We start from the raw sequence: 25,396 nt of genomic DNA on the forward strand, positions 1-25,396 counted from the left end.
GAGCCATTTAGTATACTGCTTGTTACAAAAATATACAGACTTTTGTATAAAAACAGTGTGCTCATTAACACTTGTTGTTGAAAAAATACTCAGTTTCACGGTGATAAAACAACAATTCAGGGTTGTTTGCGTGAAATAGCGACACCTAATTGGTAAAAATACAACATCAATGCCTGATTGAGTGATGTACGCAAGTTACCATGAGGGTAAATGCCAAGTCTAGCTTCCGTTGATTTTTTTGTGCCTTGTACCAAAAACGCATTTTTGATCTCGTGATCTTGTATACAGGCTTCAAATGCTCGGGCAGCCATCTCCTGAGGCATAGCATAATAATACATTTTTAGCGCGCGATCAGCTTCTACGGATCGCACAAAGTACTCATTAGGCCTTTTTCGATCATTTAAGAACAATAGCGAGAAGCAATCGCTTAATTTTTGATTCAATGGATGGGCGTTCATAGGTGCGTTATCTAGCCATGCCTGCGTGGCGAAGCTGCCGGCAGCAATGCCTTCGAACATACGAGGCGCAATGTAGTGATCAAATGCGTGAAACCACTCGTGAGCTAGCGCCCCGGCTCCTGCGTTTTTTGCTAGCGCAAGCTGCCTTTTCGCGCTGTTGTAGTGGGCGCTACTGTGTTTTTGCCCCCCACTGCCAAAAGCAAGGTATAGAGAGCCGTTTAAAGACAGCACTTGCTCATTGATATTAAGGATCGCAACCAGATCGTACAACGCATCAAAAAATAAATTGGCAGCGATCTGCTGCTCTTCCGCGGTCACCCACCTGCCAACCGTGATCGTTGCGAAGTTAAACAGTTTACGAATATCTTGAAACGACACGTCGGCACCGTCTCGGTGGCTCGGACCGTTGCGATAGAACTGCTGATGAAGACGACCTTTATTTTCCAACGCTGATATCCAAGTGGATTAAAGTTTTATGCCATTGAGACCAGTAGCTGTTCACACCAGGCTTCAATGCGAGCATCGGTTTTGTCGTATTGGTTTTCATCATCAAGGGATAAACCTACGAACTTGGTTTTATCTTCGGTCAAGGCTTTAGAGGCGGTAAACTCGTAGCCTTCGTTAGGCCAGTACCCCACAATATTACAACCCGAGGGCATAATTGCATCGTGAAGCATGCCTAACGCATCTTGAAACCATTCGCCGTAACCAAGTTGATCGCCAAGGCCGAATAGTGCAATGGTTTTACCTGCTAAATCTAAGCCGTGAACCTCTTCCCAATGAGACTCCCAATCTTCTTGAAGCTCGCCAAAATCCCACGTTGAAATACCAAAAATGATGATGTCGTATTCGGCTGTGCGCGTAAGGTTTACATCTTTTATGTTGTGAAGGTCAACAATGTCTTCGTCAAAAAGGCTATTGAGCTGCGCTTGGATTTTTTCTGCCGCCATTTCGGTATAGCAGGTTGTTGAGCCGTAAAATAATCCGATGGACAGTGCGCTATCACTCATTAGATACCTCTTTTGAACTAATCGTCTTTTGAAGCTGGGAATTCTACCTCTTTACCGTTGCTCAACAAAGCTTTGCACTGAACATCGGCGTTTTTCTGTGAAATTTTTAATACACCGATGGCGCAACCGTTGAATAATTCGCCATAACCCTTGCTAGGCTCTCGTGCTTTTACCGACATGTTTCGACGTCTTGTGAAAAGGTTCAAGGGAGACTTGGAGCGATACAGCACGCGGTTTAATCTATCTAGCCATTTAATTAGCCCATCCGGGAACGCGTTTTTCAATCCGCTGCAGGTGAATTGGGTGATGTGAGGGCTGTTGCGCCTAAAGCGCAGGCGTACATCGTACACAAAGGAATAGTGCACATCTCCCGACAAAATAATGAATTCAGGTGGAGTTTTATAGTGCCTAAAAATGTTTAACATAACGTTGGCAGTACCTTTATGTGCCATCCAGTTTTCTGCATCTACCGTTAGCGCTTTGCCAAAAAACGTAAATATTTTTTGAATGGCCTCAATAACTTTAACCCCATAGATGGGGGCGGCAGAGACAACAATGACAGATTCTTTGCCAATAATAGAATGCTGGAAATCACACAGTGCTTCCCAGTCCATTAGCCCCGAGGGCTTGTTCATATCTGATTCACTGCGCCAACGCTGCGTGCGGGTGTCTAAAACCTCAATAGGAGGTGTGGTATCTAAACGGTAATGCCACTGATCAAAATCCAACAGATCGTCAATGATTTCATCGTGCGAGTTTAAACCGCTTTCTCCCATTGACTCTTGTACTTTAGCGATTAGTGGCGCTACTTTTTTTGGTGCATTCCCCCAGCCTTGGCAAAGCAAATAGCCGATAAGCGCATTGCCGATCATGCGTTTTGATAAAGGGTTTCCATAGACTTCTTGTTCCCAGCCCCGAGTTAAATTCCAGTCGTCGGTAACATCGTGATCGTCAAAGATCATATAGGTGGGAATGTGTGCCAGGGCTCTACGTACCTGCGGTAGTTGTTTCACAAAGCCGTTAAGCGCCTCGTGTTCTTTGTCGAAAATAGCGAGGTATTTTGGGTGGAGTCCCTCTTTATCTATAGAGCCATCAGAGCGCAACGTATCAGCCCAAAGCGTGTCGGACCATACCAGCAAATACATAGCGATAATCTCTGCACTGCCAATTAAATGGTTTTGTGCATTTACCGACGTAAACACAGGCTTTTTCTTGGCGCCAAAGAATATTGAAGATAGTACTGTGTTGGTCGCTATTTGCGGCAGAAGCTGTTCACGTTCATAAAACCCAAATTCATGGGTTGCAAGTTCACTCGTATTGCTCACCACTGCGCCCTCAAGCGCTTCGTGGTAAAGGCCTAAGCGCTCTATCACTCTGTGAATGGCTTTAAGCATAGGGCCAGCGACATCATCTGCGTAAATTTGATCCCCCGTCATCAACAAAAGATCGGGAAAGCCGTCATCCTTTTCAAACGCCTTCTTGTGAAGCTCGTCAACCTGCGCGAGCGCATCATCGTCATGAAAGTGGGGTTTGCGGCATGAGCCGTGCAAAATAGTTTCAGGCGTTTCTGTGTAGTGAAAGCTTGGCGAAGTTTGACCATCGTAGAGTATTGCGTGCTGTTCATTTTCCCAGGTGGTTTGGGAAGACGAATTGTCGAATAACAGTTTATAGCTAATTCGTGCTCTGTCTTTAAAAGTATCAGCCGCGTAAAAAGAGATAAGGTGGATGAAAGCATAAGTGCCTACGCGTACCGTTTCACTCTGACACTCACCCGCTATTGTCTGGTCACAGACCGACAGTGTCAGTGATGGTGCCTCGGCGTTACTGGTGACTACCCATATATGGCATTCAGTAGGCGTCACTTTTCTTACTATTGGCCCTGCTATGACTTGGGGCAAGTGCTGCGTAGGAATGACTTTCTCCTTCAATACTCGATTTACTATCTAAAACTTTTCTGCCTCAATACTAAGAAGCTTTATAATATTTATAGTGTCTTTTACAAGCCACAAACGCAGTCGCAATGTAAATAACCGTTATAACCTTACTCTTTTTTGTGCGTAAACGGTATGCTCGATATACTCCCTTACAATTTTTTCAGTTTTAGCTTTTGCTCTCGATACGCCGAGTCGAGAGAGGACTTCATATTATGCTTAAGTATTTATCCGCCACCGTTTTAACCGCCATGCTGGTCACCGCATGCAGCGAGCCCAAAGATGTCATTATCAGTCCAGAACCTACCGATTTGACAGAAACAACAGTAGGGAAGTGGATCCTTGGTGAATCTGGAAAAGTTATGTTTGACCCCCAAACATCCGGGCTAGTCGTGCTAGACGAACAGCTAGTTACCATTGCAGATGCAAGTGCGGATGTTACGCAGCAGTTGAAGTTACATAGCATTTCACCAGAAACGGCAACGCTAAGCGCGTCTAGTAAGCGTTTTTCATTCTCAAGAGATGTGCGTCGAAGCTGCTTCTATAGCTACTTGAGCGAACAACCAGATTTAGAAGCGTTAGCGGTAGACCCTAGAGATGCTAATGTCATTTACACCGTCACAGAGGATGCAACCCGTACTGGGGCCTTGAGCCCTCGTTGTGAAACCAAGTACGAAGATACAGGCTCTACAGACTACCCAAGCCTATTGGTTAAATTAACCCGCAAGGACAATGGTGACGTTGAAATGTCAGATGTGCGTCCGCTCCAGTTTCCGAAAGAGTTCGAAGTAGGTAACTTTCCTAACGATGGTATTGAAGGCCTGACTATGGCGGAAGACGGCACTTTGTATTTGGCATTAGAAAAAGACAAAGCAGGGCAGCCAAGGATCTTTACATTGTCTGTTGATGAAAACTTTTTCTCATCGAGCGATTTTGCAACTGTAAGTGAACCAGACCTTCAGCTTCCTTCGTTTACCTCGGGTAATCACCCTATAAATGGCTTGGCTTTATATACGCACTCAACGGGCGCATCATATTTATTTGGCGCGGCAAGAAACGACAATGAATTATGGGTAATTGATACCACTGGTAGCAAACCGACAAAGCGCATTCCCATTATTTTTGATGTTGCCAGTGATCAGAGTTGCGAACAGTACACAATGGATAACTCGTCGATGGAAGGGTTAGTCACTATTGATAGTACGCTATGGATCATTAACGATCCGTGGGAAAAGAATTATATGAAAAACGCGACATGTGAGGCGCATAAGACGCGTTATGAAGATTTAGCGCCCTTGCTATTTTCGATAGAAATCAATGACGCTTGGTTTGATTAGCGTCTATCTACTTACGATGTTATTAAAACCGAAAAAGGGTTGCTACCAAGCAACCCTTTCGTTTCTAGCCAACCTGTAAACGTCGCTAAAAAAGCTGACTTTACCTATGCATCGCTGCGAAGGCGAGAAGCAAAAGTCTTTTTGAATTTTGCAAGTTTAGGTGCAACCACCATAGAACAATACTGGTTCTGCGGATTATTTTTGAAATAATCCTGATGATAGTCTTCGGCGTCATAGTAGTTATTCAAGGCTACTACTTCAGTGACTACCGGGTCAGGCCAGATTTCTTCTTCTGTGATTTGTGCAATAATTTTTTCAGCTTCCGCTTTTTGTGCATCGTCGTGATAGAAGATTGCGCTGCGATACTGAGTACCCAAATCATTACCCTGTCTGTTTAGCTGAGTAGGGTTATGTAGCGCGAAGAAAATCTCTAGAATTTCACGGTAGCTGATGCTGTCTGCATCAAAGGTTACTTGTACCACTTCTGCATGACCAGTGTTTCCCGTACATACCTCTTCATAGGTTGGATCGGCTTTTTCACCTCCAGCATAGCCAGAAATTGCTTTTTCTACACCTTCGACAGTGTTAAATGCAGACTCGATACACCAAAAGCATCCGCCTGCTAAAGTGGCTACTTGTAAATTTGCCATAATAAAACCTCTCATGATCTTTGCTTGTAGTGTGGGTGCGGGTAGGGCACAACACAAGTCATCCAAGCGTGTTTTTTTATCGTATAAACGAATATTAAATAAGAATAACGTGCGACGGCTTAAAACGGTTTTAAACTGGCCGCGACAAGAGTGCTGATAGTGCACGGCAAACGCGATGTATTTTTTGTTTTTCCATGTTTGCATGGGCGAAATCGTCTTTTAAGCGATAAGCGTCTTATTTAGCAGAGGTAGGTAGAAGTGATTATTTTTTACGATGGTTATTGCCCTTTGTGCATAGCCGAAATGCGTCATTTACGCAAAAGAGACAAGGATAACAAACTCACCCTGGTCGACATTCAGGCCCCTGATTTTGCAACTCGCTATCCTGCCATGGATTGGCATGCGCTTAACGCCAGAATTCACGGACTTCGCGAGGATGGTACCCTAATTACCGGACTTGATGTTACCCATGAAGCGTGGAAGGCAGTAGGTATGGGATGGATCTACGCACCGCTTCGCTGGCCTGTTATCCGTTATGCCGCTGATGCTTTCTACAATGTATTCGCAAAACATAGATATACCATTTCTTACCTTTTAACGGGAAAAAAACGTCAGTGCGACCGCTGTGTACCGGGAGAGCCGAATGGAAAATAACGTACTTATCGTGGGCGCATCTGGTGGCATAGCGTCTGCGCTTATAGAGCAATATCGCAGTGCGGGCGCAAAAGTGTTCGCTGTAAGTCGTGCAGCTGCAACTGAAAGTAATAATTCAGAGAACGTCTCCTATCATCAAATTGCTGAACAGAATGATAAGCACATCAGCGGCTTTGTTAAGCAACTTGCTAAGCAAGAGGTTGTGTTAAATACGGTAGTAATAACAACCGGTTTTTTGCATAACGAAAGCGAAGATATTCACCCCGAAAAGCGCTTAGAAGATGTCAGCGAGGAAGCCTTGACTGCGTATTTTGCGACAAACAGCATTATTCCCGCTATATGGCTTAAGCATTTAGTCAACGTTATGAGTAAAGAAGGCTCAACCCTTGTTTGCCTAAGCGCGAGAGTTGGGAGTATATCAGACAACGGGCTTGGCGGATGGTATGGCTACCGTGCCTCGAAAGCCGCGCTCAATATGTTTGTCAAAACAGCGTCTGTAGAGTACAAGCGCAGATTGAAAGATGTCATGCTGGTATGTTACCACCCAGGTACCGTTGATACTGGGCTGTCGAAGCCATTTCAAAAAAATGTAGCGGCTAAAAAACTCTTTACGCCAGAGTTCACTGCAAAGCAACTTATTCACCACCTTTCAGCGCTCAATCGGGACCAGACTTGCCATTTTATCGACTGGAATGGTGAAGTGGTAACTTGGTGATACGGTCTAACCTCATTTCTGCAAGTCCAACATCAAGACTTTTTATTTCACTGCTGTTACCATGTTATTTTGGGAATGGTGCAGCGTATTGATACGCCCATAGAGGTAGCAATACAACGCGTTGACGCCACATGTGAGTCATTACAACAAACGCCATCCTAATAATAAATAATACCAGTTCGCTCGGCTTGATTCCGACGAGAATCAAGAACGAACAACAAGTACAAATTGTGATTTCAAAAAGTGATTGTTGTATACAAGGCTAATTTGAATGTCGCAAGGCGTGATAAGCGAACTGCTATAACAATAACTCAACAAGAGGAAGGGATATGAGCGGGGCCAGAGAACAGTTCGGATCGCGCATAGGTTTTATATTGGCTGCTGCAGGCTCTGCAGTGGGCATTGGTAATTTGGTGGGGTTCCCAGTCGGCGCAGCTAAAAACGGCGGTGGTGCATTCCTTTTAATGTACGCTATTTTCGTTTTTGCCATTTGTTTACCGGTTATGTTGGCAGAGATGTCGGTAGGTCGCCATGCTAAAAAAGACCCGTTAGGCGCATACAGCGCTATCAGTGGTAACGAAAAGAAGTGGAAACTTGCAGGCTGGCTCGCGATTGCCACGCCGTTTATGATTGCCGTTTTCTACATGGTTATTACTGTATGGCTTTTTGGCTATTTATTTGAAGCAGTTAGCGGAAACTTAGACAAACTAGCAGACCCCGATACCTTTGGGGTGTTTATTAATTCAGAGTCTATTTTCGTCTACATGGCTGCTGTTGTTGGTGTGGTTTACCTTATCCTTCAAGGTGGTGTAAAAGAGGGGATAGAAAAAGCGGCGAAGCTGCTTATGCCAGCACTTTTCGTGATGCTTATCGGCCTTGTTATCTTTGTACTAACTCGCGAAAACGCAATGGCAGGCGTAGAGTTTTATATTGTTCCTGAATTTTCAAAAATTACAGCAGAAGTAGTGAACGGCGCACTGTCACAAGCCTTTTTCTCACTGTCGCTGGGTATGGGTATTCTTATTACCTACGGTAGTTACATCGATAAACGAGCGGATGTACCAAGCGCTGCAAAGCTTGTTGCATTAACCGATACTGCTGTGGCTTTTACCGCAGGTTTAATGATTCTTCCTGCCATATTCTCTTTCAACCCAGATATTAACCCTGATGAGTTAAGTGAATCGTCTGTAGGTATGATTTTTACTTATCTGCCTAGTATCTTCCTGGCACTACAAGACTCCATTGGCTATATGGGCGCTTCGATTGTCGCGAGCCTGTTCTTCCTACTAGTATTCTTTGCGGCAATAACGTCTCTAGTGTCTATCTTTGAAGTACCTGTTGCGGCGCTTATGGATGAAAAAGGCGTAAGCCGTAAATGGGCGCTAGGCTCTTTAGGTAGCATTATGATTGTGCTGGCAATTCTAAGTGCATTGTCGTTTGGTAAAGTTGATATGCTGACGTCATTTATGCACTACGCAGGTGCCGATAAATCGCTGTTTGACGTAATTTACGATGTATTTTACGACACTATTTTGCCGTTAAACGGCCTGCTAATCTGCTTGTTCGTTATTTATCGCTGGAAGAGTGCTAATTTTAATGCTTCTTTGGAAGAAGGCAGCAGCGGCTATAAAGGCAGCTGGTTTGAAAAGTATGTGGATGTTTCATTGAAGACGTTTATTCCGCTAATTCTACTTGTGATTTTTGTAAACACGGTGGCGGTGAAATACTTCGGGTTGAGCCTTTTTGGTTAATAAGGTTCACGACAAAAATTACTAAATTTACCGTGCAATAGCAGTAACGTTAGATGAGAAAACGGCAAGCGTGAAGCTTGCCGTTTTTGTTTTCAACAGAATCTTTATTTTTCACTCACTGTTCTTGAATAGTGACTCGCTTAACACATTAGGTTAAACGCACTTCATCCCAAGAGAACTGTGTTAGAAAATGAGTCAATATAAGACTTAAAACATGCTATAGGGGTCACCATAGGTAGGCGTAATGTTAAGCCTTTCCCAGCTTTGCGTAGCGTCGATGACCTTGCCGCCAGGCTGAGCTTCTGTACCAGAAAAGTGTGGTGTGTCTATACCCAGAGCGTTAGCTGCATCTACATAATAAATACCGCGTTTAGGGTGAGATAAGCTGCAAAGGTGTATAACGTCGTTTAGTGGCTTGTCGCAAATAATTGAGGTTAACGCAGACACAATGTCGTGCACATGGACAAGGTTAATTCGTTTATTTCCTGCATCCAACTGTCTTCCACTTAGCGAACGGGCGGGATGACGGTCTGGACCTACTAAACCGGCTAAGCGAACAATACTGATATTAGTTTGGTCTCGCTTAGACATTAAATGGTTTTCAATAGTCACGTGTGCCTTGGCCGAAGCTGTTTGCGGCTGTGTAGTGCTAACTTCGGTAACTACTTCGTTCGTGGCATCGCCATAAACTGATGTAGTACTGATAAAAACAATGTGCGCGACGCCTGCGCTTAGTGCAGCATCAATAAGTCGCAGCATATTTTCAGTAAATGATTCGAGGTTGGTGTTTCTTCTACCAGGGGGAATATTCAACAATAACGTCGCGTTTTGTAAGTTGCTACATAGTACTGATGTATCATCGCCTAGTGCATATTCAATAGCGGTGACACCTTGTTCCTTTAACGCGAGGCGTTTCTGTTGGCTTCGAGTAGTGCCAATAATGTTGACCTTACCTGACAGTGCGTTGCCTACATAGCCGGCTAACCAGCCATAGCCACTAATTATTACATTCTGAGTCATCGATTAAATTCCCCCTTTATTTAGGGCTTAAGAGTACATCAATCGGGGGGCGGATGTCGTTAATACGCCTACCATTAACTGAAAAAGCAGAAATCTGAGTGAGGAGAAATATTAAAAAGTTAGATAGCGAGCGCTAAAAAAACCGACTGTTTTTTCAGTCGGTTTTCAAAGTAAGTGATACAGAAAGGTAAGTCGTTTATTGTAGCAGGCTTAATTCGCTAAATTATTCGACTACATTTTCATTTCGTCATTGTGCTCGTTGTGACCATGATGGTCGTTGGGGTCAATATCCAGCAGGTTCAAGTCATCAAGCCCTGATATAGATGCCTGCATTTGACCTTCGGCATAGTCGGCTTTCTTCAGCACTTTACACAAAGCATCGCCTTTTTCTTCCAGCGAAGCGGCTTGGCTTTCCAAGCGATATTCTAAATCTTCACCCCAGCGCTCCATCTTTTGCTCAAACTCAGACATATCCCCGCCTTCCCACAGCATTTGCGTACCAACCGCGATAAGAATTCTGCCCATAGATTCACTGATCAAAGATTCAATTTGTGTTTCAAACTCTTGCTCCCAGCTTTCGTCAAACCAACCTGGCTCGTCAAATTTCGTAGAATCTACGCGGATATTACCCGCGTCATCATAAAATGAGGTGTTTAGTTTGGTCTCTAGTGAGTTGAACAATTCATTGAAATCATCACCCATTTGATCGCCGCCCAACAGTTCAGTAAACACTTCAGTTACTGCTACATTGGCAATTTGTAGGCCTTCACTGGCAATAGTAAGGGTCATAGGAATAGCAATATCAATGTTGTTGTAGTATTCACTTACCCAATGCTGTTGTTCGCTATTTAGCGAAATTGACTCACCGTTGATGGTCATATTGTGTTGAGCATCAATTGTCATTACCGAACCATTGTCCATCTGAACCGTAAGGTCGCCTTGGTAATACTGAATATGGCCATCAAGCTCCATGTCGCAGCTGTTGTTCTGAAAACTTGTGTCATGCGCGAATGCGTGGCCGCTTATCAAAGCACTGGTAACAGCAACTGAAAGTAATAGTTTGTTAGACATTGTTCATTCCTTAATTTAGGTGTAACACATCAACCTTGTTCTAAGAGCTACGACGGGTTGTAGAGTCACTATCAAATAAACACTAGCGTTATTTGCTGGTATATCTTTAGTTGAGCAATGGCCTTGCCAAGATTTAAAATTTATATTTTTCAGTTGGTTAGGTTATGTGTGCGTTTTTTTAGAGCAATTTCCAATTCACTATTTAGTGAAATTGCTAACTAATTAGTAGATTTGACTAAGATCAATTAATACCAATAGCGATAGATTTAAGCCAATCCAAGCATGGTTAAATCTTATTTATTGGTGCATAATACCGCCAATATTTTTAAGGGGTTATCACAATGGCTGATTGGATTAATGCAATTATGTTTGGTGTTGCGCTAATTGCCTTTACGCTAGGGCTAAGCAGCATCGTTATGGGCTTTATGACTGCTAAAGCAGGTGCTGAAGGTATGCAGGAAAAAATCGAGTACGGTTTTTTTGGCGTTACTGGTTTAGTACTTTGCTTACTGATGGCCTACGCACTGGCTTAAGCGATAAGCATTATGAAAAAACCGGCTATTACAGCCGGTTTTTTTCGCCTTTAAACAATAGTGATATCAGTTCTACTAGTCGTTGTCTTTGCGGTCGTGTTCGTTTTTGTCCTGAGCTTCTCTTGGCGTATTAGCACTCTTATCATCAATACGGTCTTGGGCCGGTTTCTGTTGAACATCGTTTCCTTCAGTGCTGTTAAACACGCTATGTTCCCGATGGGCAAGCAAGGATAAATGACCATCACGCTGATAAGCGCGTAAGTCGAACAGGTCTAGCATAGCCATGACATGGTCAAAAATATCTGCCTGAACTTTCTCGTATTTGACCCACTCTTTTTGAACACTAAAGCAGTAAATTTCTAAAGGCAAACCGAGCTCATTAGGCGGTAACTGCCTAACCATGAGGGTTAGTTCTTGGTTAATGTCTGGGTGCTTACGTAGGTAAGCTTCTAAATAGGCCCTAAAAGTACCAATGTTAGTAAGGCGGCGATTGTTTAACAGGTCCGACTCATCGATAGAATAATCTCTGTGATAGGCGCGGAGCTCATTTTTCTTTTTGTCGATATATTCGTTGATATAACGAATTTTGGAAAAGCGCTCTAGCATGTCGTTGTCGCAAAGCTTGATCGAGTGCACATCAATATAAATAGCGCGCTTAATTCTACGCCCACCAGATTCCTGCATGCCCCGCCAATTTTTAACCGCTTCAGTGGTAAGGCTATAGGTCGGCAACGTTGAAATAGTCTTGTCCCAGTTTTGTACCTTAACGTTAGTAAGGCCTATTTCGAGTATTTCACCATCTACTTCATACTTAGGCATGGCAATCCAGTCGCCCGTATTAAACATGCGGTTGGCGGCAATTTGAATACCGGCAACAAAGCCTAAAATGGTGTCTCTGAATATTAATAGCAGTACAGCAGCAATGGCTGTTAAGCCAGACACAATAAGCAGCGGGCTTCTGTCTACAATTAAAGAAATACTAAGCAGTATGGTAATAATAGCGAAGGCAAGTTTCGTTACTTGAATGAAGCCTGTAATAGGAGCGCGCCGAGATAAGGCTGAAGCATTGTAAACATCTTCTACCGTGCTTAGCATGGCATACAAAGCCAATAGCCCACTATACAGCATGTATAGTTGGGCACTCTTAATCATCATTCCGTGTATGACAGCTTCATCGTCAATGAGAACGGGGGTGGTAACGTAAATAAAGAGCGCCGGAAAAAGGTGCATCAAACGCCTAAAGAAGCCGTGTTCTTGTAGCGCGTTATCCCACTTATTATTCGACTTATATACCCAGTTAGCAATTTGAGGGCGCACTAGCAGGCGCGCAATCACGTAGATTAGGATTGCTACGAATAGTATAGAGCCTAGAGCGAGCAAATTATAAAGCGGATCTTCAGTGGTTAAATTAGGAAAAACGTCTTTAACCAAATGAATGAAATGATCGCGTACTGAAGCACTGACTTCCATTATTTACGACTCCAACAGTTTCTTTATACGGTTGTCTTTATTTTCCCACAGACCATTTAACCAGTTTTGGAAATAAAGACGAAACTCAGACTCAGTGCGTTCTGATTCTTGTTGGAGCTCTGGTACAGGAGTCACGTTTACGTCAATAACGATTTTTGTCATCTGACCGCTTAGCATTGCCATCATGGGATGACGTTTATTTTCTGGGTAAAGTAACGAGATATCTAGCACGTTAGTGAATAGCTCACCCATAGCTGAAAGCGTGAAAGAAACCCCGCCCGCTTTTGGTGGCAGTAGGTTTTCGTAAGGGCTTTGCTTAGACAAGTGCTTTTGGGTTGTAAAACGCGTTCCTTCCACAAAGTTTATGACGGTAGTAGGAACCGTTCTAAACTTTTCACAATACGCTTTAGTGGTTTCTAAGTCCTTGCCTTTCTTGTCCGGATTTTTTTCCAAATATGCGCGGGTGTATCTATGCATAAAGGGCATATCAAGCGCCCAAGCGCCTAATCCAACAAAGGGTAACCAGATGAGCTCTTTCTTAAGAAAGAACTTAGGCGCGGGAATGCGGTGTGTGGCAAATTCAATAAGCAGAATAATATCTAAATAACTCAGATGATTAGCGATAATTAGATACCAACTGTTTTTTGAAAGCTCACCATGAACCGAACACTCAATATTAACCTTATTAAATAGCCTGATTAACAGCACACTAATACGCCCAAAGCTAAACATTAGGGCATGCATAACCTTGTTCCAGGCAGTTCTAATTCTTCCATTTGGCAAAAGCAGCTTTACCAAGCCAAGTAGAATAATTAGTCCGCCCCATAGAGCGAGATTGAGAATTTGCAGCGTGGTGTGCAAAACAAAAATAAAAGGCGCGAGTACTACACGGATCATAATGGTTTCTGAGTTGCGTTAAGTGAATCTAAAAGCTGATCTTTGGCGTGCCATTGTTCATTCAGCCATGTTTGAAAACGGGCACGAACTTGCGGATCATCAAAGTAACTATCGTTAAATACGCCATTTTCCATAATGTCTTTAATAGGCATAACCTTTATATTTACGCGGATGTCGCGCACTTTTCCACTCACGAAGTCCCAAAAAGAAGGAACACCGTTAGGGTAGTCTATTGTGACATCTATCAATTTATGTAGCTGGTCACCCATGGCCGATAATACAAAGGCAATTCCGCCTGCTTTGGGCTTAAGAAGGTGCTGAAAAGGCGAGTTCTGCCTATCGTGTTTTCCCTGCGTAAAGCGGGTGCCTTCTACAAAGTTCATAATACTAACGGGCTTGTTGCGAAACTTCTCGCACGCTTTACGTGTAGTTTCCATGTCCTTTCCCTTGAGATGCGGGTTTTTAGCCAAGAAAGACTTTGAATACCGCTGCATAAATGGGAAGTCGAGCGCCCACCATGCCAACCCAAGAATTGGCACATAAATTAGTTCTTTTTTAAGGAAAAACTTCAAAAAAGGGATTTTTCGGTTGAATACACGTTGAAGAACAAGGATATCGACCCAAGATTGATGGTTAGCAACGACGAGATACCAATCATCTCGGGTGAGTTTTTCTAGTCCGTTTACCTGCCATTTGGTTCGGCCGCTGATGCGCTGATTAAGGTTGTTTACACCAATCCATGCGGTAGCGCAGGCATCGAGCAAATAAGAGATGAAGCGTCGCCACGGGGCTATAGGAATTAACTTAAATATCGCTAAGATGAATATAGGCGTTGACCACAAAACTGTATTCAGGAAATAGCAGATAACCGAAATAGTGCCAACAATATGATGCAACAGGGCTTTTACCATTGTACTTACCTCAAAAATTAGGCGCTTAGTGTAAACGAACTTGATCTAAAATCCGATAGAGCCTTTACTGATTCCACAATAAAGGTGCAATTTTACGAATTTAAGGAGCTGAAATGGAGCTTATTGGCGAAAATAAAGCATTTGGGGGCCAGCATTTGCGCTACACCCACAAAGCTGAAACCACACAGTGCGATATGACTTTCGCAATTTTTTTACCCCCATTTGCCTCTAAAGAAAAGCCGGTGCCGGTATTATATTGGCTATCTGGATTAACCTGCACCGATCAAAACTTTATGCAAAAAGCGGGGGCAATGAAGCTTGCAGCAGAATTGGGTATGGCCATTGTTGCACCTGATACTTCGCCTCGTGGAGAAGGAGTGCCGGATGATGAAGAAGGGTCTTACGATTTCGGTTTAGGAGCGGGCTTCTATGTAGATGCAACGCAAGCTCCGTGGGACAAACACTACAACATGTATAGCTATATTGTTGATGAACTGCCAGCGCTTATCGAAAGCGAATTTCCTGTAACTAAAGAGCGGGCAATTAGCGGACATTCTATGGGCGGACACGGTGCGTTAGTCATCGGCATGCGTAACCCAAACAAATTCGTTTCGGTATCAGCGTTTAGTCCTATTTCGAATCCGTCAGATTGTCCATGGGGTGAAAAAGCACTAGGCGGATACCTAGGTGATGACAAGGCAGCGTGGAAGTACTACGACGCATCTTTGCTGTTAGCAAGCAAAACCCATAGTGTGCCTTTGTTGGTTGAGCAGGGTACAAAAGATGAGTTCTTGCACGAACAGCTAAAGCCTCAGTCTTTGGTTCATGCTGCACAACAATCCGATACGCAACTTACGCTTAATATGCACGAAGGTTACGATCACAGTTATTTTTTCATCGCATCGTTTATTGAAGAGCATTTAGAGTTCCATGCGGGACATATGGGCTTAATTTAAACGTGCTTGTTTCAGCAATTAGCATGTAGCTAATTGCTGGATCACGAAGTGCCCCCAATAGTTGGGCTATCCGATAACAGAGAGCACTTCAATAGACTCCGGCTTTTTGTATCGTCTTAAATGAAAAGCTGTAGGTTACTTTAACTTTTGCGCAAGTGAGATGAATTCATCAATCGCAACGGGTCGTTGATATAAATACCCTTGACCGTAAGCGCATTGATGATTTTTTAGAAACAGCTGTTGCTGTGGCGTTTCAATGCCTTCTGCAATGATTTTGATATTCAGATTATTTGCAAGCCCAAGGATAGCCTGAACGATAGCTTGATCGTCGGTGTTTTTCTCTAGTTCACTCACAAAAGAACGGTCAATCTTAAGCTCATCAATGGGTAGTTTTTTCAGATATACGAGTGAGCTAAAACCCGTGCCGAAATCGTCAATCGATACAGTAATTCCCATAGCTCTAAGCTCGTTAAGCAAAACAGATACTGTGTCTAGGCTATCAACGAATACGCTCTCAGTTAATTCGATAGACAAGTTCGAACCTTGTAGTTGGTGTTCTTCCAGTGCGCTTTTAATTTGATTTAGCAGAGTTAAATCTGATACTTGGCGACCTGATATATTAATTGCCAATCTAATGTTTAGATTAGCTGCCTGTAACGCTTCAATAGCATTACAGGCTTCATTAATTAGCCATTCGCCAAAGGGGAAAATGAGTTCACTTTTTTCTGCCAACGGAATAAATACTTCTGGCGAGATAAACTTACCTTCAGGCGTTATCCACCTAGCGAGCGCTTCACACTTTACGACTTTACCAGAAGAGAGAGCGACGATGGGCTGTAAGAAGAGTTTTAGCTCGCTATTTTTTATGGCACCGCGAAGCTTCGTTTCAAGCTCATTAATGGCACGATGCTGCTCGTGAAGTTCCTCGCTGTAAGCGAGGGCGATGTTCCTTCCCTGATATTTAGCGGCTTGAAGTGCAATATCTGAACATTGCAACAGCGTTTCTGATGAAAAGCTGTCCTGTGGAAAACTCGCCTCACCAATATTAACACCTAAGTTGGGCTCGTTGCCGTTAAGTACGGTGTAGGGCTGAGTTAGCTTAGTTACAAGCTGTCTAGCATACTCGGTAGTGCTTACATCTTTAAAAGTATCTATTCGTTTTACGAGGGCAAACTCGTTACTGCCGATTCTTGCAATGAATCCGCTGTTACCAACGAAGGTTTGTAGCCGTAAAGCAAATGACTTTAAAATCTCATCCCCAGATTGGTAGCTCAGCATCTCATTAATCTTTTTGAAACCGCAAATATCAATGATAAACAACTTAAAAGGGGTATCTTCCTGTATCAGCCGCCTTACCGTGCTGGTAAACGAATTGCGGTTGGCAACTTTCGTTAGTGAATCCATACCACTGGCGGTAAGCACACCTTCTTCTTTATTGTGTATATGCGTAATGTCAGTAAATAAGTAAACCCAGTGAGTAAGTTCATCTGCATGCATTACAGGATGGATAGTTACCTGAAGCCAAACTTTGTAATCGTCTATTGGCTGCCAGTATATTTCGCCTTGCCAGGGGGCTTTCCTCTGTACCAAAGTCGGTAAAAAAGTAGACGGCGCGTCAATGTCTTTAATCAACTCACCGATGCGAATAGAGCTTGGCGTTGTGCTATTGCAAAGTAAAAGCCTATGTGAAGCTTTGTTATCAAGTATCAAGGCACCTTCATTATCTAAAATAACTACGCCTGTTTCTAAATTATGAATAGCTTGTTGTATAGGCGGTACTAGCTTTTGAAGACGGGTGTTTTTGCGCAGTACATTATTTAATTTATGCCTAATGTATTCATGCTGCCCCACAATTTCATGGTGGCGTAACAGTAATTCACGAGCTGCCTGGAGCGTCTGCTGTTTTTCATCAAACTGCTCTTCAACGTTTTTAACCACTAGATAGCGGAGCTGGTGGTCGCCATTGATCGCCAAGGCTTCAAGACGCAAAAGCTGATTTTCGTTTTGTTCGGTCCAAAAACCGGAAGATAGGGTGAATGACGTTTCTCCTTTCCATACCTCATCGGCGTCGAAAAAGAAATCGTCTAAAAAAATAGATGAGATGTGTTTTTTTTGCAGTTTGTTGTTATCGTCAAGCGCAACAACATTATTTAACCATGGAAGTTCCGGTGTTAAACACGTGATATCGTTCTCAGAATTGCACTTAAACAGCGCGCAGTTAGTTATGCCTAGCGCATTTAATAAATGGATATCCATGGCAATCTCCTACCAAAACGCAATTGTACTGAATAAGTTTTCTACATTTTCACCGGTCTTCGCACTTGTTTTCGTAAGTGAAGAAAATCTTCGTGCGTAATTATTCAATTCTTCCTCACTCCAATGCCAGCTAGTTGGGAGGTCAGTTTTATTCACTACGAAAAATGCGGGAATGTCAGGGTAGTGCTCTTGGGCGAGCTCGAGAATTTCTATACCCTCAAGTAAAGACTGAGAGCGAGTTTGGTCAACCACGATAATATAAGCACTGGCGCCGCGAAGGTAGCGAGGATTAAAGCCACAGTATCTATCGATACCCTCTAAATCCCAGAGGAGAAGCTGGACACCGCGCCCTTCTTTATTGACTTGTTTTTTGTCTATTTTTACGCCAATAGTAGTCTTGTACTTTTCAGAAAAAATACCTTCGACAAACTGCTTTACTAGGCTTGTTTTACCAACACCAGTGGGCCCTAGAATACAAACTTTTTTCTGTATCACCGCAAAGCTTCCTTACTATTACTCACTGGATATTAAAACATTTAACATAACTGAACGCCCCATCGATGCTTTCTGCAATGGTAGCTCTCCTAAGCTTACGGGTATAAGAATATCACTTTCTACACCAAGTGAAATTAATGAATTCACAACATTCTCTGCTCGTTTTTGGCTTAAGGCGCGATTGCGTGCGCTTGAGCCCGAATTGTCACTGGCCCCCATCACAACGATACTCACAATAGTATTTGTTCTATCTGCGAGCATTAATAATTGTTTTATGTCATTTGCTAGGGCTTCTAATTTTGCTAACTGTACTTCAGAAAGCGCCTCTTGGTTAGTAGCAAAAAGTACACTTTGTGAAGAAACCTTATTAACGAGTCGATTTAAAGTCGCTTTTTGAACCACAGCTTGATCAACATCGTATACCTGTTTCACTTTAAGGGCATTAGTGTCCATAGAAATCGACGATATACCAGGGATTGCACTTATTTGCCGAGTAAGCTCTATCGCGGTGGTGTTAAATACAGTTCCTGATATCAAGAATCTGCCGTTATCACCTTTATCAACTGAAATGCTTTCTGCTTCGCTGAGTGGATAGCTGGTAATGAGCCTTTCGAGCTTTTGTTCAACCATGCTGGTTTTTAGAGAGACAAAGGGCTCTTCAATTATTGTGACCTTTTCCGTATCAATGTCATTTTCATTTAGCCACTTTTCTATGTCGGTGGCTATGGGGTCCCGTAGCACTTTGGCATGTATTCTCCCGTGAGAAATATAAGTATCTGTAACTACGATACCTGGCGGAGGAGTAAGCTCGTGCATATCGCTTTTGATAACACTTAGAGACAATCTCATAAACGACAGCACTGCTAGCACGGCAAAGATTACCACTAGCACGACAGCGCCTATCATGCGTTTCGATTTTTTACCTTCACCTTCTTTCCTTTCACTGATCAAGCAATCCGCAAGAATAGTTTCGCATCCCTCAAAAGGAGCATTGTCGCCTTCATAATGAATTAAAGGTTGTTGGTAAAACTGATGAAATTCCTCCAGAGCCTGCTGAAGTTTACCCCGTACTTCAGGCGGAATACTTCCAGTAACTGCAGCAACCAGCAGTGCTTGCGGACCAATTTTAATCAGTAGTGTAAAATCTTCTGTTTTTATCTCGCCTAGCTCGTTTTCAGATTCGGTAGCTGTTACGCCAAACGCATCCGCAACGAAGTCATTGATGGCGACAAGCATCGAAGAAATGAGATCTGCATCTTTTTCTTTTTCCGGATCGGACGAGATACTGTGAAGTAAAGTGCCGGTTTCACGGTGAATGACCAGCAGCTGTTGCACTTGATACTGATATATTTGCGACGCTACATATTCAGAGTACTTAACGCCAGACTGCCAGGCTTTAAAGCGCCACGAGATACTTTTGGGGCTAAAGCTATTTTCGATTAATGCATTGGTTCGCTCAACAAACTCTACAAGAAATGATGAAACGGCTTTTCTTACTAATGTACCTACTAATGGGTAAAGTGTGCCTACAATCTTTTCACTATTAGCTTCGATAGAGCGGTGCAGGGATTTTTCGACAAGGGGAACAAGAACTTTGTTAACCGAGCCATCTTTAGTCTCTCGTTCAAGTAACGCTTCAGAAACAACATTGCTCACAAAGCCCTTTGCGTCGCGATCAAGCTTCTGTTGAACGAACTTGTCATCTCGTCCAATAAGTAGCTCTCTGACTTTTTCAAGAGAGTTGTCCGGCAATTCAGACGGCGGCACTTTGTCACTCATTAATTAATGATCGGTAGCGAGGTTGGTAGCCATGGTTGAAAGTAAGTTTGCCAGTGTTTTTCTGTCTGTCTTACTCTCTGAAAGCTCGCTAGTAACTTGCTGAAGCTTTTCTAACAATTCTTGATGACGCTTGCTAAACAAGTTGTCCAGTGACTCCAATTCTTTCACTACATGAGCTTCTAAAGCGTCGTTGTCGTTCTTTGCTGATGTTTCAGCAATTTCCAGTTCACTTTGCAGCTTATCGGTAGTGTGCTGAAGCTGTTCTTGCACGTTACTGTTGTTGTCATTAGCGCTGGCTAGCTGATTAGAGAGTTCAGTGATCTGATTATCGATAAGTTTACGTATATCATTGAACTGGTTATCAAGGTGTGTGTTTAATTTAGCGAAGCTATCATTTACTCGCGACTCAAGGGCAGAGAGATCTGCACGGAAAGCACGATTTGTTTGACCAAATAATATTTCTCTAAGTTGAGCAAGTTCGTCAGCTGGTTGAGGAGCGTTTTGTGCTTCATTAACGCTTTGCGCTTGCTGATCCTTCGGCTTCTTGTCCGCCATAAAATGTCTCCGGAAGGTGCAGTACTTTTGCTTTTAATAGCGAGTATTCTGCGATCACATTTTTAATTGTGCTGATAATTACGGTTATTACCTTATACAATAGCCACTAATTGCTCATTTTGAAATACGCTAAAAGCATAATAGTGGTAAATATCTATCTAAAAAAAGCAAATTTTTCAGAGGGTTGTTAATAATTTAATAGTGCAAGGATACTAAAAGCACTATTAAGTGAGGCTGAGGCAGCGCTTCGAATCTAAGAAAAAGTTAAGGCGTTAACTAGTAGGATTTTGTAGACAGCGCTAACTCGATATCTAAGGGGTGCGGCAACCGCAAGACTGCAATATTCGTTCATTTTTTATGTGTTCACTTTTTGTGAACATCGGCTTTTAATGAACATGAAGGCAGCCTCAATGTAATTGAAAAAGTAATAACTCCCGACTCTTTGTTTCTTACTCTCACGCGATAGACATTGATATTTTTTCTCGTCGTCTTAGTAATGCTATAATACGCCATCTTATTTTCCGCCTAAAAACTTGGGCCTCCAAAAGGCTCTTTTTGGACCCCGATGCAGTGAAAATAAGGAATAAAAGGGATAAGTACCGCTTTTGGTACTTACTCAAAAAAGTTAAATATTATCTATACAAAACATGGGCTTAAATTGAATACTACTGTTCAAACTCTTGACCGCAGATTCTCTGTCGCTCCAATGCTGGATTGGACAGACAGGCATTGTCGCTACTTTTTACGATTAATGTCTAAGCACACGCTGCTTTACACTGAAATGGTCACTACAGGCGCGATTATTTACGGTAAAGGCGATTACCTTGGCTACAACCAAGAAGAACACCCAATCGCTGTTCAGCTAGGTGGCAGCGATCCCGCTGACATGGCTAAGTGTGCTGAATTATCACAAGAGCGCGGCTACGATGAAGTCAACATAAACGTAGGCTGCCCAAGCGATAGAGTAAAAAACGGTAGTTTCGGTGCCTGTTTGATGGCGCAACCTGAAGTGGTAGCTAGCTGCGTTAAGGCTATGCAGGCTGCAGTAGATATTCCCGTAACTGTGAAATGCCGTATTGGTATTGACGACATGGACGAAGATGAAGACTTTGCTCGTTTTATCGATATAGTGGCAGACGCAGGCTGTGACACCTTTATTGTTCATGCAAGAAAAGCATGGCTACAAGGTTTAAGCCCAAAAGAAAATCGAGAAATTCCGCCTTTAAATTACCCTAGGGTTCACAGACTAAAACAGGCGCGTCCTGAATTATCAATTAGCATTAACGGTGGTATTAAAACACTCGCCGAAACCCAGCAACAGCTAGAGACCGTTGACGGTGTTATGGTTGGCCGCGAGGTTTACGCAAACCCCTATATCATGTCTACCGTTGATAAAGACATATTTGGCGATGCTAATGCACAGAGTCTGTCACGTCGTGAAATAGTACTTCAAATGCAGCAGTACATTGAGCGCCAAGAGGACCCCTATTTTAAACCTTGGCATGCAGCTCGCCACATTCTGGGCCTTTATCAAGGGCAAGCGGGTGGACGAATTTGGCGAAGATACTTAAGCCAAAATGGTACAGGTAAGAATCCAGATCCTAATTTACTTCTAAATGCTTTAGATGCTGTAGAGAGTGCGCAAAAAGAAGTTGCTGAGTACAATAGTCAAAAAGGCTAATAACTTAGTGCTTTTGACCAAAGTTTAATATTTGTTCAATTGTATCCGAAGCTCGCATTTTTGCGGGCTTTTCTTTAAGTTTATATAAATCAAATGTTTAAGTTCTTTTTAAGGAGTTGGCACACCTCTCGCAATCCTCTAAGTATCGCGACGACAACGTGTTGTTGCACTGACTAAATTTAGAGGGATAACATGAAAACTTCACTAATCGCAGCAACTTTACTGACAGCAAGCATGGCAAGCGGTGTAGCAAATGCAGAAGAGTCAGTGCTTCAAACATTTTTGACGCATGTAGTTTCAAATGCAGTAACTACAACTACACAAGAAATAAAGTCTGATGTGTACCAAGCAGTGGCTAACGCTACCTATCATTTTGAGTTGAGCCCTCAAGAGGTACGTGGAAACGGGAAAGTAAGTGTTACCGACTTAGCTGTAACAGAAGCGGACAACCAAGATACAGATAAAGACGCTGATTAACGGTTAATCAGCATCGATAAAAGCGCCTACGGGCGCTTTTTTTATGCGTGTTTAGTAATGAAATAAGTTTATAAGGGCAAAGTGTAAATGCCGTCAAACCGGAAGTGGTCAATTTAACAATAGGGTTGGTTAAATACACTAATTTATCGTATCTAAACGTAAAGTTAAAAAGCAGTTTTAAGCTCAAAATTTAATAAAACACATATGTATCAATAATTTAAATAAATGGCATAGTCATTGTAATACTAAAAGTGTTGAGGAGAACTCAGTCAGCGGCAACTAGCAGTGTGTACAAGAGAATAAATGCTGGAAGCCACAACACTACTTTTAACGGAGAAAGAATCATGGGTATGTTTTCACGCATTAACGATATTGTTCAAGCAAACATCAACGCGATGTTAGATAAAGCTGAAGATCCTGAAAAAATCATTCGTTTGATTATTCAAGAAATGGAAGAAACCCTGGTTGAAGTTCGCACCGACGCGGCGCGCTTTATTGCTCAGCAAAAAACGCTAGCGCGTCATATGGAAGCAGCGAACAGACAAGTTGATAGTTGGCAGCATAAAGCGCAGATCGCGATGAACAATGACAAAGAGTCTTTGGCAAAAGCGGCGCTTATAGAAAAGCAGAAGTATGTTTCGAAACTTGACTCTCTTAAAGAGCAAGAAGCGCAACTAGCAGAAAGCATCGAAAAGATTCAAGGCGATACTGCAAGACTGAACAGTAAATTGGCAGAAGCCAAAGCTAAGCAAAAAACCTTAGTTCAGCGCAAAAATTCAGCGCAAACACGCTTGAAAGTGAAGCAAGCTGATCACGAAGGAAAAATAGACGATGCAATGATGCGTTTTGAAAGCTACGAACAGCGCATTGACCACCTTGAAGCGCAAGTAGATGCATATGACTTAGCGAAGTCGAGTGAGGCAACATCATTACAAGCTGAGTTCGATGCAATGGAAGCAGACGAAGCGATAGAAAAGGAACTGGCAGAGCTTAAGAAGAAAAAGGTCGCCTAAGCGACCTTAGGCGCCGCCAACTTATATTGTAGATATCGAAAGAAACATTTTTGGAGAAGATGATGAAAGTACCATCACAGAAGCGAATTTATAGAGACCTTGATTCTGGCATTATTTCAGGTGTGTGTGCAGGTGTTGCACGTTATTTTGATATCGATGCAGTATGGGTAAGAGCAGCGGCGGTAGCGGGTTTATTTATCGCAACCCCCATCACGCTAGTGGCTTACGTGGCTGCCGTTATCCTACTACCGAGATTAGTGTAATGAAAAACTTTCTAATTGCACTGGTTATTGCCATTGTACTGGTTAACTGTTTGGGTAGCCTTGTAGATAGCTGGCTAGGTATGCATCTTGTCATGTCTGACGAACTGCTTAGCCCTTGGGAAAACGTGGCCGTGCTTTCGCTAATTGGGGTTGCCCTTGCTGTTGTTGGCTTTGTTGTCGCAATAAGTGTTGTTGGAACGATTCTGTTAGCGCTTGGCGCCGGCTTCCTAGCGCTACTTGTTATGGGCGTTAGCGCTTTCTGGCCAATTATTCTTATCGGTATTGCACTATATGCGCTGAAAAATCGCAACTCTGCTGCTTATAAGCAGCAAAATGATACAAACATGCATCATACTTTATAATTAGCATAAATAAATTTATATTGTGTTAACGTAGTAAAAGATGGTGTTATGTCGATAACCGTCATAAAGGTTTCGCATTTTTCACATAATATTAGTTGTTTCAAATAGCTGACCATCGTCGGCTATTTGTTATTTAAAAGGAAGGTTGGTGTTTATATGAGACAATCTATTAACTCAAAACGAATAGCGATTGTCGCTGTGGTGATTTTTTTACTTTTCTGGTTAATTGGTTGGTATTGGAGTTTATCTCCAGATACATTTGATGTCAGAAAGCGTTTGGAGCAGAACTCACCCGTTGAAAACCCCACAAATATAGCGGGTTACACACTAACTACCACCATGATTGATGTGTCGGAAACCTTGCTAGATAAGCCTGGTGGGTATCTTTCAAATGATGTCATTCCACCCGGTGTTTTTTTAGATAATATGCCGGCTTGGGAGTTTGGAGCATTAGAAATGGTGCGAGACCTCGCGCTATCAATGCGTAAGGATTTTAGCCGTTCTCAATCTCAATCAATTGAAAACCCATACCTGACAAAAGCTCACCCTAAATTCAATATGGACCATAAAAGCTGGGCATTACCTTCGTCTGAATCTAGCTATGCTGAGGGTATCGAACTTCTTAAAAAGTACCGAGAAGAGTTGGCAAACACACGTAATTCAGACAGTCAGTTCTATACCCGAGCAGATAACCTGCGAGAATGGTTGAAGCAGGTTGAAAAACGGTTGGGTAGCTATTCACAAAGATTAAGCGCCAGCGTAGGATCTGCTAGAGTTAATACAGATTTAGCTGGTGACGCTAACGCAAAGCAATCTACACCTAGCACCAGTCAACGCGTTGTACAAACAAGCTGGTGGAAGTTAGACGATAATTTTTATGAAGCGCGTGGCGCAACATGGGCTCTTCTACACTTTCTTAAAGCTGTAGAAATTGAGTTTAACGATGTGCTTGAAGATAAGAATGCATTAGTTAGTCTTCAGCAAATCATTCGCGAACTGGAAGCAACACAACAGTCTGTTTACAGTCCGATGATTTTAAATGGCAGTGGCTTTGGTATGTTAGCTAATCACTCTTTAGTTATGGCTAACTATATTTCTCGCGCAAACGCTGCTTTAATTGAAATATCAGAACTTCTTAATCAAGGATAATT

The 25,396-nt window shown here is 42.7% G+C and carries 25 protein-coding genes; 12 read left to right on the forward strand and 13 right to left on the reverse strand.

Features of this window, described 5'->3' with window-relative positions:
• Window positions 1–116 precede the first annotated feature (116 nt).
• The 3 genes from ACXACS_RS05020 to ACXACS_RS05030 are packed head-to-tail and all read right to left on the reverse strand — an operon-like array spanning window position 117 to window position 3,366.
• Complete coding sequence (locus ACXACS_RS05020; protein ID WP_474804788.1) at window positions 117–905, reverse strand: CLCA_X family protein; 789 nt, start codon at window positions 903–905, stop codon at window positions 117–119.
• 26 nt (window positions 906–931) lie between these two features.
• On the reverse strand, window positions 932–1,468 hold the full coding sequence (gene fldB / locus ACXACS_RS05025; protein WP_474804791.1) for a flavodoxin FldB: 537 nt from the start codon (window positions 1,466–1,468) through the stop codon (window positions 932–934).
• 17 nt (window positions 1,469–1,485) lie between these two features.
• Complete coding sequence (locus ACXACS_RS05030; protein WP_474809209.1) at window positions 1,486–3,366, reverse strand: metallophosphoesterase family protein; 1,881 nt, start codon at window positions 3,364–3,366, stop codon at window positions 1,486–1,488.
• A gap of 248 nt (window positions 3,367–3,614) precedes the next feature.
• Here ACXACS_RS05030 and ACXACS_RS05035 point away from each other — a divergent pair, with 248 nt between their 5' ends.
• Window positions 3,615–4,736: a hypothetical protein gene (locus tag ACXACS_RS05035; RefSeq protein WP_474804794.1), complete on the forward strand. Its 1,122-nt coding sequence runs from the start codon at window positions 3,615–3,617 to the stop codon at window positions 4,734–4,736.
• 104 nt (window positions 4,737–4,840) lie between these two features.
• Here the strand turns inward: ACXACS_RS05035 and msrA are convergent, their stop codons facing one another.
• Window positions 4,841–5,386 (reverse strand): peptide-methionine (S)-S-oxide reductase MsrA, encoded by a 546-nt coding sequence (msrA, locus tag ACXACS_RS05040; protein ID WP_474804797.1) that lies wholly within the window; start codon window positions 5,384–5,386, stop codon window positions 4,841–4,843.
• A 258-nt stretch (window positions 5,387–5,644) separates the two neighbouring features.
• Here msrA and ACXACS_RS05045 point away from each other — a divergent pair, with 258 nt between their 5' ends.
• The 3 genes from ACXACS_RS05045 (at window position 5,645) to ACXACS_RS05055 (ending at window position 8,506) form a co-directional block, all read left to right on the forward strand.
• Window positions 5,645–6,040, forward strand: coding sequence for a thiol-disulfide oxidoreductase DCC family protein (locus ACXACS_RS05045; RefSeq protein ID WP_474804800.1), 396 nt, complete (start codon window positions 5,645–5,647; stop codon window positions 6,038–6,040).
• Window positions 6,030–6,755: an SDR family NAD(P)-dependent oxidoreductase gene (locus tag ACXACS_RS05050; RefSeq protein WP_474804803.1), complete on the forward strand. Its 726-nt coding sequence runs from the start codon at window positions 6,030–6,032 to the stop codon at window positions 6,753–6,755. Before ACXACS_RS05045 ends, ACXACS_RS05050 begins: the two co-directional genes overlap by 11 nt.
• A gap of 329 nt (window positions 6,756–7,084) precedes the next feature.
• Window positions 7,085–8,506, forward strand: coding sequence for a sodium-dependent transporter (locus ACXACS_RS05055; RefSeq protein WP_474804806.1), 1,422 nt, complete (start codon window positions 7,085–7,087; stop codon window positions 8,504–8,506).
• 207 nt (window positions 8,507–8,713) lie between these two features.
• Here ACXACS_RS05055 and ACXACS_RS05060 read toward each other — a convergent pair whose 3' ends face one another.
• Both ACXACS_RS05060 and ACXACS_RS05065 read right to left on the reverse strand, forming a co-directional pair.
• Window positions 8,714–9,526: an NAD-dependent epimerase/dehydratase family protein gene (locus ACXACS_RS05060; RefSeq protein WP_474804808.1), complete on the reverse strand. Its 813-nt coding sequence runs from the start codon at window positions 9,524–9,526 to the stop codon at window positions 8,714–8,716.
• Between the two features lie 231 nt (window positions 9,527–9,757).
• A complete protein-coding gene (locus ACXACS_RS05065; protein WP_474804810.1) occupies window positions 9,758–10,597 on the reverse strand; it encodes a DUF2884 family protein in 840 nt (279 codons plus the stop codon).
• A gap of 341 nt (window positions 10,598–10,938) precedes the next feature.
• Here ACXACS_RS05065 and ACXACS_RS05070 point away from each other — a divergent pair, with 341 nt between their 5' ends.
• Window positions 10,939–11,130: a hypothetical protein gene (locus tag ACXACS_RS05070; RefSeq protein ID WP_014950735.1), complete on the forward strand. Its 192-nt coding sequence runs from the start codon at window positions 10,939–10,941 to the stop codon at window positions 11,128–11,130.
• A gap of 75 nt (window positions 11,131–11,205) precedes the next feature.
• On the opposite strand, the gene ACXACS_RS05075 is transcribed toward ACXACS_RS05070, so the two are convergent.
• Genes ACXACS_RS05075 through ACXACS_RS05085 form a run of 3 tightly spaced genes read right to left on the reverse strand, consistent with a single transcriptional unit; the run spans window position 11,206 to window position 14,408 of the window.
• Entirely contained in the window at window positions 11,206–12,600 is a 1,395-nt protein-coding gene (locus tag ACXACS_RS05075; RefSeq protein WP_474804814.1) for a mechanosensitive ion channel family protein, read from the reverse strand.
• A 3-nt stretch (window positions 12,601–12,603) separates the two neighbouring features.
• A complete protein-coding gene (locus ACXACS_RS05080; protein ID WP_474804817.1) occupies window positions 12,604–13,497 on the reverse strand; it encodes an acyltransferase in 894 nt (297 codons plus the stop codon).
• The gene (locus tag ACXACS_RS05085; RefSeq protein ID WP_474804820.1) at window positions 13,494–14,408 is read right to left on the reverse strand and encodes an acyltransferase; all 915 of its coding nucleotides are present in this window, start codon (window positions 14,406–14,408) and stop codon (window positions 13,494–13,496) included. Before ACXACS_RS05085 ends, ACXACS_RS05080 begins: the two co-directional genes overlap by 4 nt.
• 113 nt (window positions 14,409–14,521) lie before the next feature.
• On the opposite strand from ACXACS_RS05085, the gene fghA reads away from it, so the two are divergent.
• Window positions 14,522–15,364, forward strand: a complete 843-nt coding sequence (gene fghA / locus ACXACS_RS05090; RefSeq protein ID WP_474804823.1) for an S-formylglutathione hydrolase — start codon at window positions 14,522–14,524, stop codon at window positions 15,362–15,364.
• A gap of 135 nt (window positions 15,365–15,499) precedes the next feature.
• On the opposite strand, the gene ACXACS_RS05095 is transcribed toward fghA, so the two are convergent.
• The 4 genes from ACXACS_RS05095 to ACXACS_RS05110 are packed head-to-tail and all read right to left on the reverse strand — an operon-like array spanning window position 15,500 to window position 20,449.
• Complete coding sequence (locus ACXACS_RS05095; RefSeq protein ID WP_474804826.1) at window positions 15,500–17,620, reverse strand: putative bifunctional diguanylate cyclase/phosphodiesterase; 2,121 nt, start codon at window positions 17,618–17,620, stop codon at window positions 15,500–15,502.
• A 9-nt stretch (window positions 17,621–17,629) separates the two neighbouring features.
• Window positions 17,630–18,115, reverse strand: coding sequence for a Rab family GTPase (locus ACXACS_RS05100; RefSeq protein WP_474804829.1), 486 nt, complete (start codon window positions 18,113–18,115; stop codon window positions 17,630–17,632).
• An 18-nt stretch (window positions 18,116–18,133) separates the two neighbouring features.
• Window positions 18,134–19,894 (reverse strand): OmpA family protein, encoded by a 1,761-nt coding sequence (locus ACXACS_RS05105; RefSeq protein ID WP_474804831.1) that lies wholly within the window; start codon window positions 19,892–19,894, stop codon window positions 18,134–18,136.
• Between the two features lie 3 nt (window positions 19,895–19,897).
• Window positions 19,898–20,449: a hypothetical protein gene (locus tag ACXACS_RS05110; RefSeq protein ID WP_474804833.1), complete on the reverse strand. Its 552-nt coding sequence runs from the start codon at window positions 20,447–20,449 to the stop codon at window positions 19,898–19,900.
• Window positions 20,450–21,107: 658 nt separating this feature from the next.
• Between ACXACS_RS05110 and dusA the strand changes: the two genes are divergently transcribed.
• From dusA to ACXACS_RS05140, 6 genes are all read left to right on the forward strand, one after another.
• The gene (dusA, locus tag ACXACS_RS05115) at window positions 21,108–22,130 is read left to right on the forward strand and encodes a tRNA dihydrouridine(20/20a) synthase DusA (RefSeq protein WP_474804835.1); all 1,023 of its coding nucleotides are present in this window, start codon (window positions 21,108–21,110) and stop codon (window positions 22,128–22,130) included.
• Between the two features lie 192 nt (window positions 22,131–22,322).
• On the forward strand, window positions 22,323–22,607 hold the full coding sequence (locus ACXACS_RS05120) for a hypothetical protein (RefSeq protein ID WP_474804837.1): 285 nt from the start codon (window positions 22,323–22,325) through the stop codon (window positions 22,605–22,607).
• 344 nt (window positions 22,608–22,951) lie between these two features.
• Window positions 22,952–23,620, forward strand: a complete 669-nt coding sequence (pspA, locus tag ACXACS_RS05125; RefSeq protein WP_474804840.1) for a phage shock protein PspA — start codon at window positions 22,952–22,954, stop codon at window positions 23,618–23,620.
• Between the two features lie 62 nt (window positions 23,621–23,682).
• A complete protein-coding gene (locus tag ACXACS_RS05130) occupies window positions 23,683–23,883 on the forward strand; it encodes a PspC domain-containing protein (protein WP_025254029.1) in 201 nt (66 codons plus the stop codon).
• The gene (locus ACXACS_RS05135) at window positions 23,883–24,245 is read left to right on the forward strand and encodes a hypothetical protein (protein ID WP_474804843.1); all 363 of its coding nucleotides are present in this window, start codon (window positions 23,883–23,885) and stop codon (window positions 24,243–24,245) included. Before ACXACS_RS05130 ends, ACXACS_RS05135 begins: the two co-directional genes overlap by 1 nt.
• A 156-nt stretch (window positions 24,246–24,401) precedes the next feature.
• The gene (locus ACXACS_RS05140; protein WP_474804845.1) at window positions 24,402–25,394 is read left to right on the forward strand and encodes a DUF2333 family protein; all 993 of its coding nucleotides are present in this window, start codon (window positions 24,402–24,404) and stop codon (window positions 25,392–25,394) included.
• Window positions 25,395–25,396 lie beyond the last annotated feature (2 nt).

The sequence above is a fragment of the Alteromonas sp. AWM4_230 genome (assembly GCF_056158305.1).

What these genes read in the sequence shown, in the direction of transcription:
- fldB (WP_474804791.1), bottom strand. Translation starts at nt 1,468, where the DNA reads ATGAGTGATAGCGCACTGTCCATCGGATTATTTTACGGCTCAACAACC.
- ACXACS_RS05035 (WP_474804794.1), top strand. Translation starts at nt 3,615, where the DNA reads ATGCTTAAGTATTTATCCGCCACCGTTTTAACCGCCATGCTGGTCACC.
- msrA (WP_474804797.1), bottom strand. Translation starts at nt 5,386, where the DNA reads ATGGCAAATTTACAAGTAGCCACTTTAGCAGGCGGATGCTTTTGGTGT.
- ACXACS_RS05050 (WP_474804803.1), top strand. Translation starts at nt 6,030, where the DNA reads ATGGAAAATAACGTACTTATCGTGGGCGCATCTGGTGGCATAGCGTCT.
- ACXACS_RS05055 (WP_474804806.1), top strand. Translation starts at nt 7,085, where the DNA reads ATGAGCGGGGCCAGAGAACAGTTCGGATCGCGCATAGGTTTTATATTG.
- ACXACS_RS05060 (WP_474804808.1), bottom strand. Translation starts at nt 9,526, where the DNA reads ATGACTCAGAATGTAATAATTAGTGGCTATGGCTGGTTAGCCGGCTAT.
- ACXACS_RS05065 (WP_474804810.1), bottom strand. Translation starts at nt 10,597, where the DNA reads ATGTCTAACAAACTATTACTTTCAGTTGCTGTTACCAGTGCTTTGATA.
- ACXACS_RS05070 (WP_014950735.1), top strand. Translation starts at nt 10,939, where the DNA reads ATGGCTGATTGGATTAATGCAATTATGTTTGGTGTTGCGCTAATTGCC.
- ACXACS_RS05075 (WP_474804814.1), bottom strand. Translation starts at nt 12,600, where the DNA reads ATGGAAGTCAGTGCTTCAGTACGCGATCATTTCATTCATTTGGTTAAA.
- ACXACS_RS05080 (WP_474804817.1), bottom strand. Translation starts at nt 13,497, where the DNA reads ATGATCCGTGTAGTACTCGCGCCTTTTATTTTTGTTTTGCACACCACG.
- ACXACS_RS05085 (WP_474804820.1), bottom strand. Translation starts at nt 14,408, where the DNA reads ATGGTAAAAGCCCTGTTGCATCATATTGTTGGCACTATTTCGGTTATC.
- fghA (WP_474804823.1), top strand. Translation starts at nt 14,522, where the DNA reads ATGGAGCTTATTGGCGAAAATAAAGCATTTGGGGGCCAGCATTTGCGC.
- ACXACS_RS05095 (WP_474804826.1), bottom strand. Translation starts at nt 17,620, where the DNA reads ATGGATATCCATTTATTAAATGCGCTAGGCATAACTAACTGCGCGCTG.
- ACXACS_RS05105 (WP_474804831.1), bottom strand. Translation starts at nt 19,894, where the DNA reads ATGAGTGACAAAGTGCCGCCGTCTGAATTGCCGGACAACTCTCTTGAA.
- ACXACS_RS05110 (WP_474804833.1), bottom strand. Translation starts at nt 20,449, where the DNA reads ATGGCGGACAAGAAGCCGAAGGATCAGCAAGCGCAAAGCGTTAATGAA.
- ACXACS_RS05120 (WP_474804837.1), top strand. Translation starts at nt 22,323, where the DNA reads ATGAAAACTTCACTAATCGCAGCAACTTTACTGACAGCAAGCATGGCA.
- pspA (WP_474804840.1), top strand. Translation starts at nt 22,952, where the DNA reads ATGGGTATGTTTTCACGCATTAACGATATTGTTCAAGCAAACATCAAC.
- ACXACS_RS05130 (WP_025254029.1), top strand. Translation starts at nt 23,683, where the DNA reads ATGAAAGTACCATCACAGAAGCGAATTTATAGAGACCTTGATTCTGGC.
- ACXACS_RS05135 (WP_474804843.1), top strand. Translation starts at nt 23,883, where the DNA reads ATGAAAAACTTTCTAATTGCACTGGTTATTGCCATTGTACTGGTTAAC.
- ACXACS_RS05140 (WP_474804845.1), top strand. Translation starts at nt 24,402, where the DNA reads ATGAGACAATCTATTAACTCAAAACGAATAGCGATTGTCGCTGTGGTG.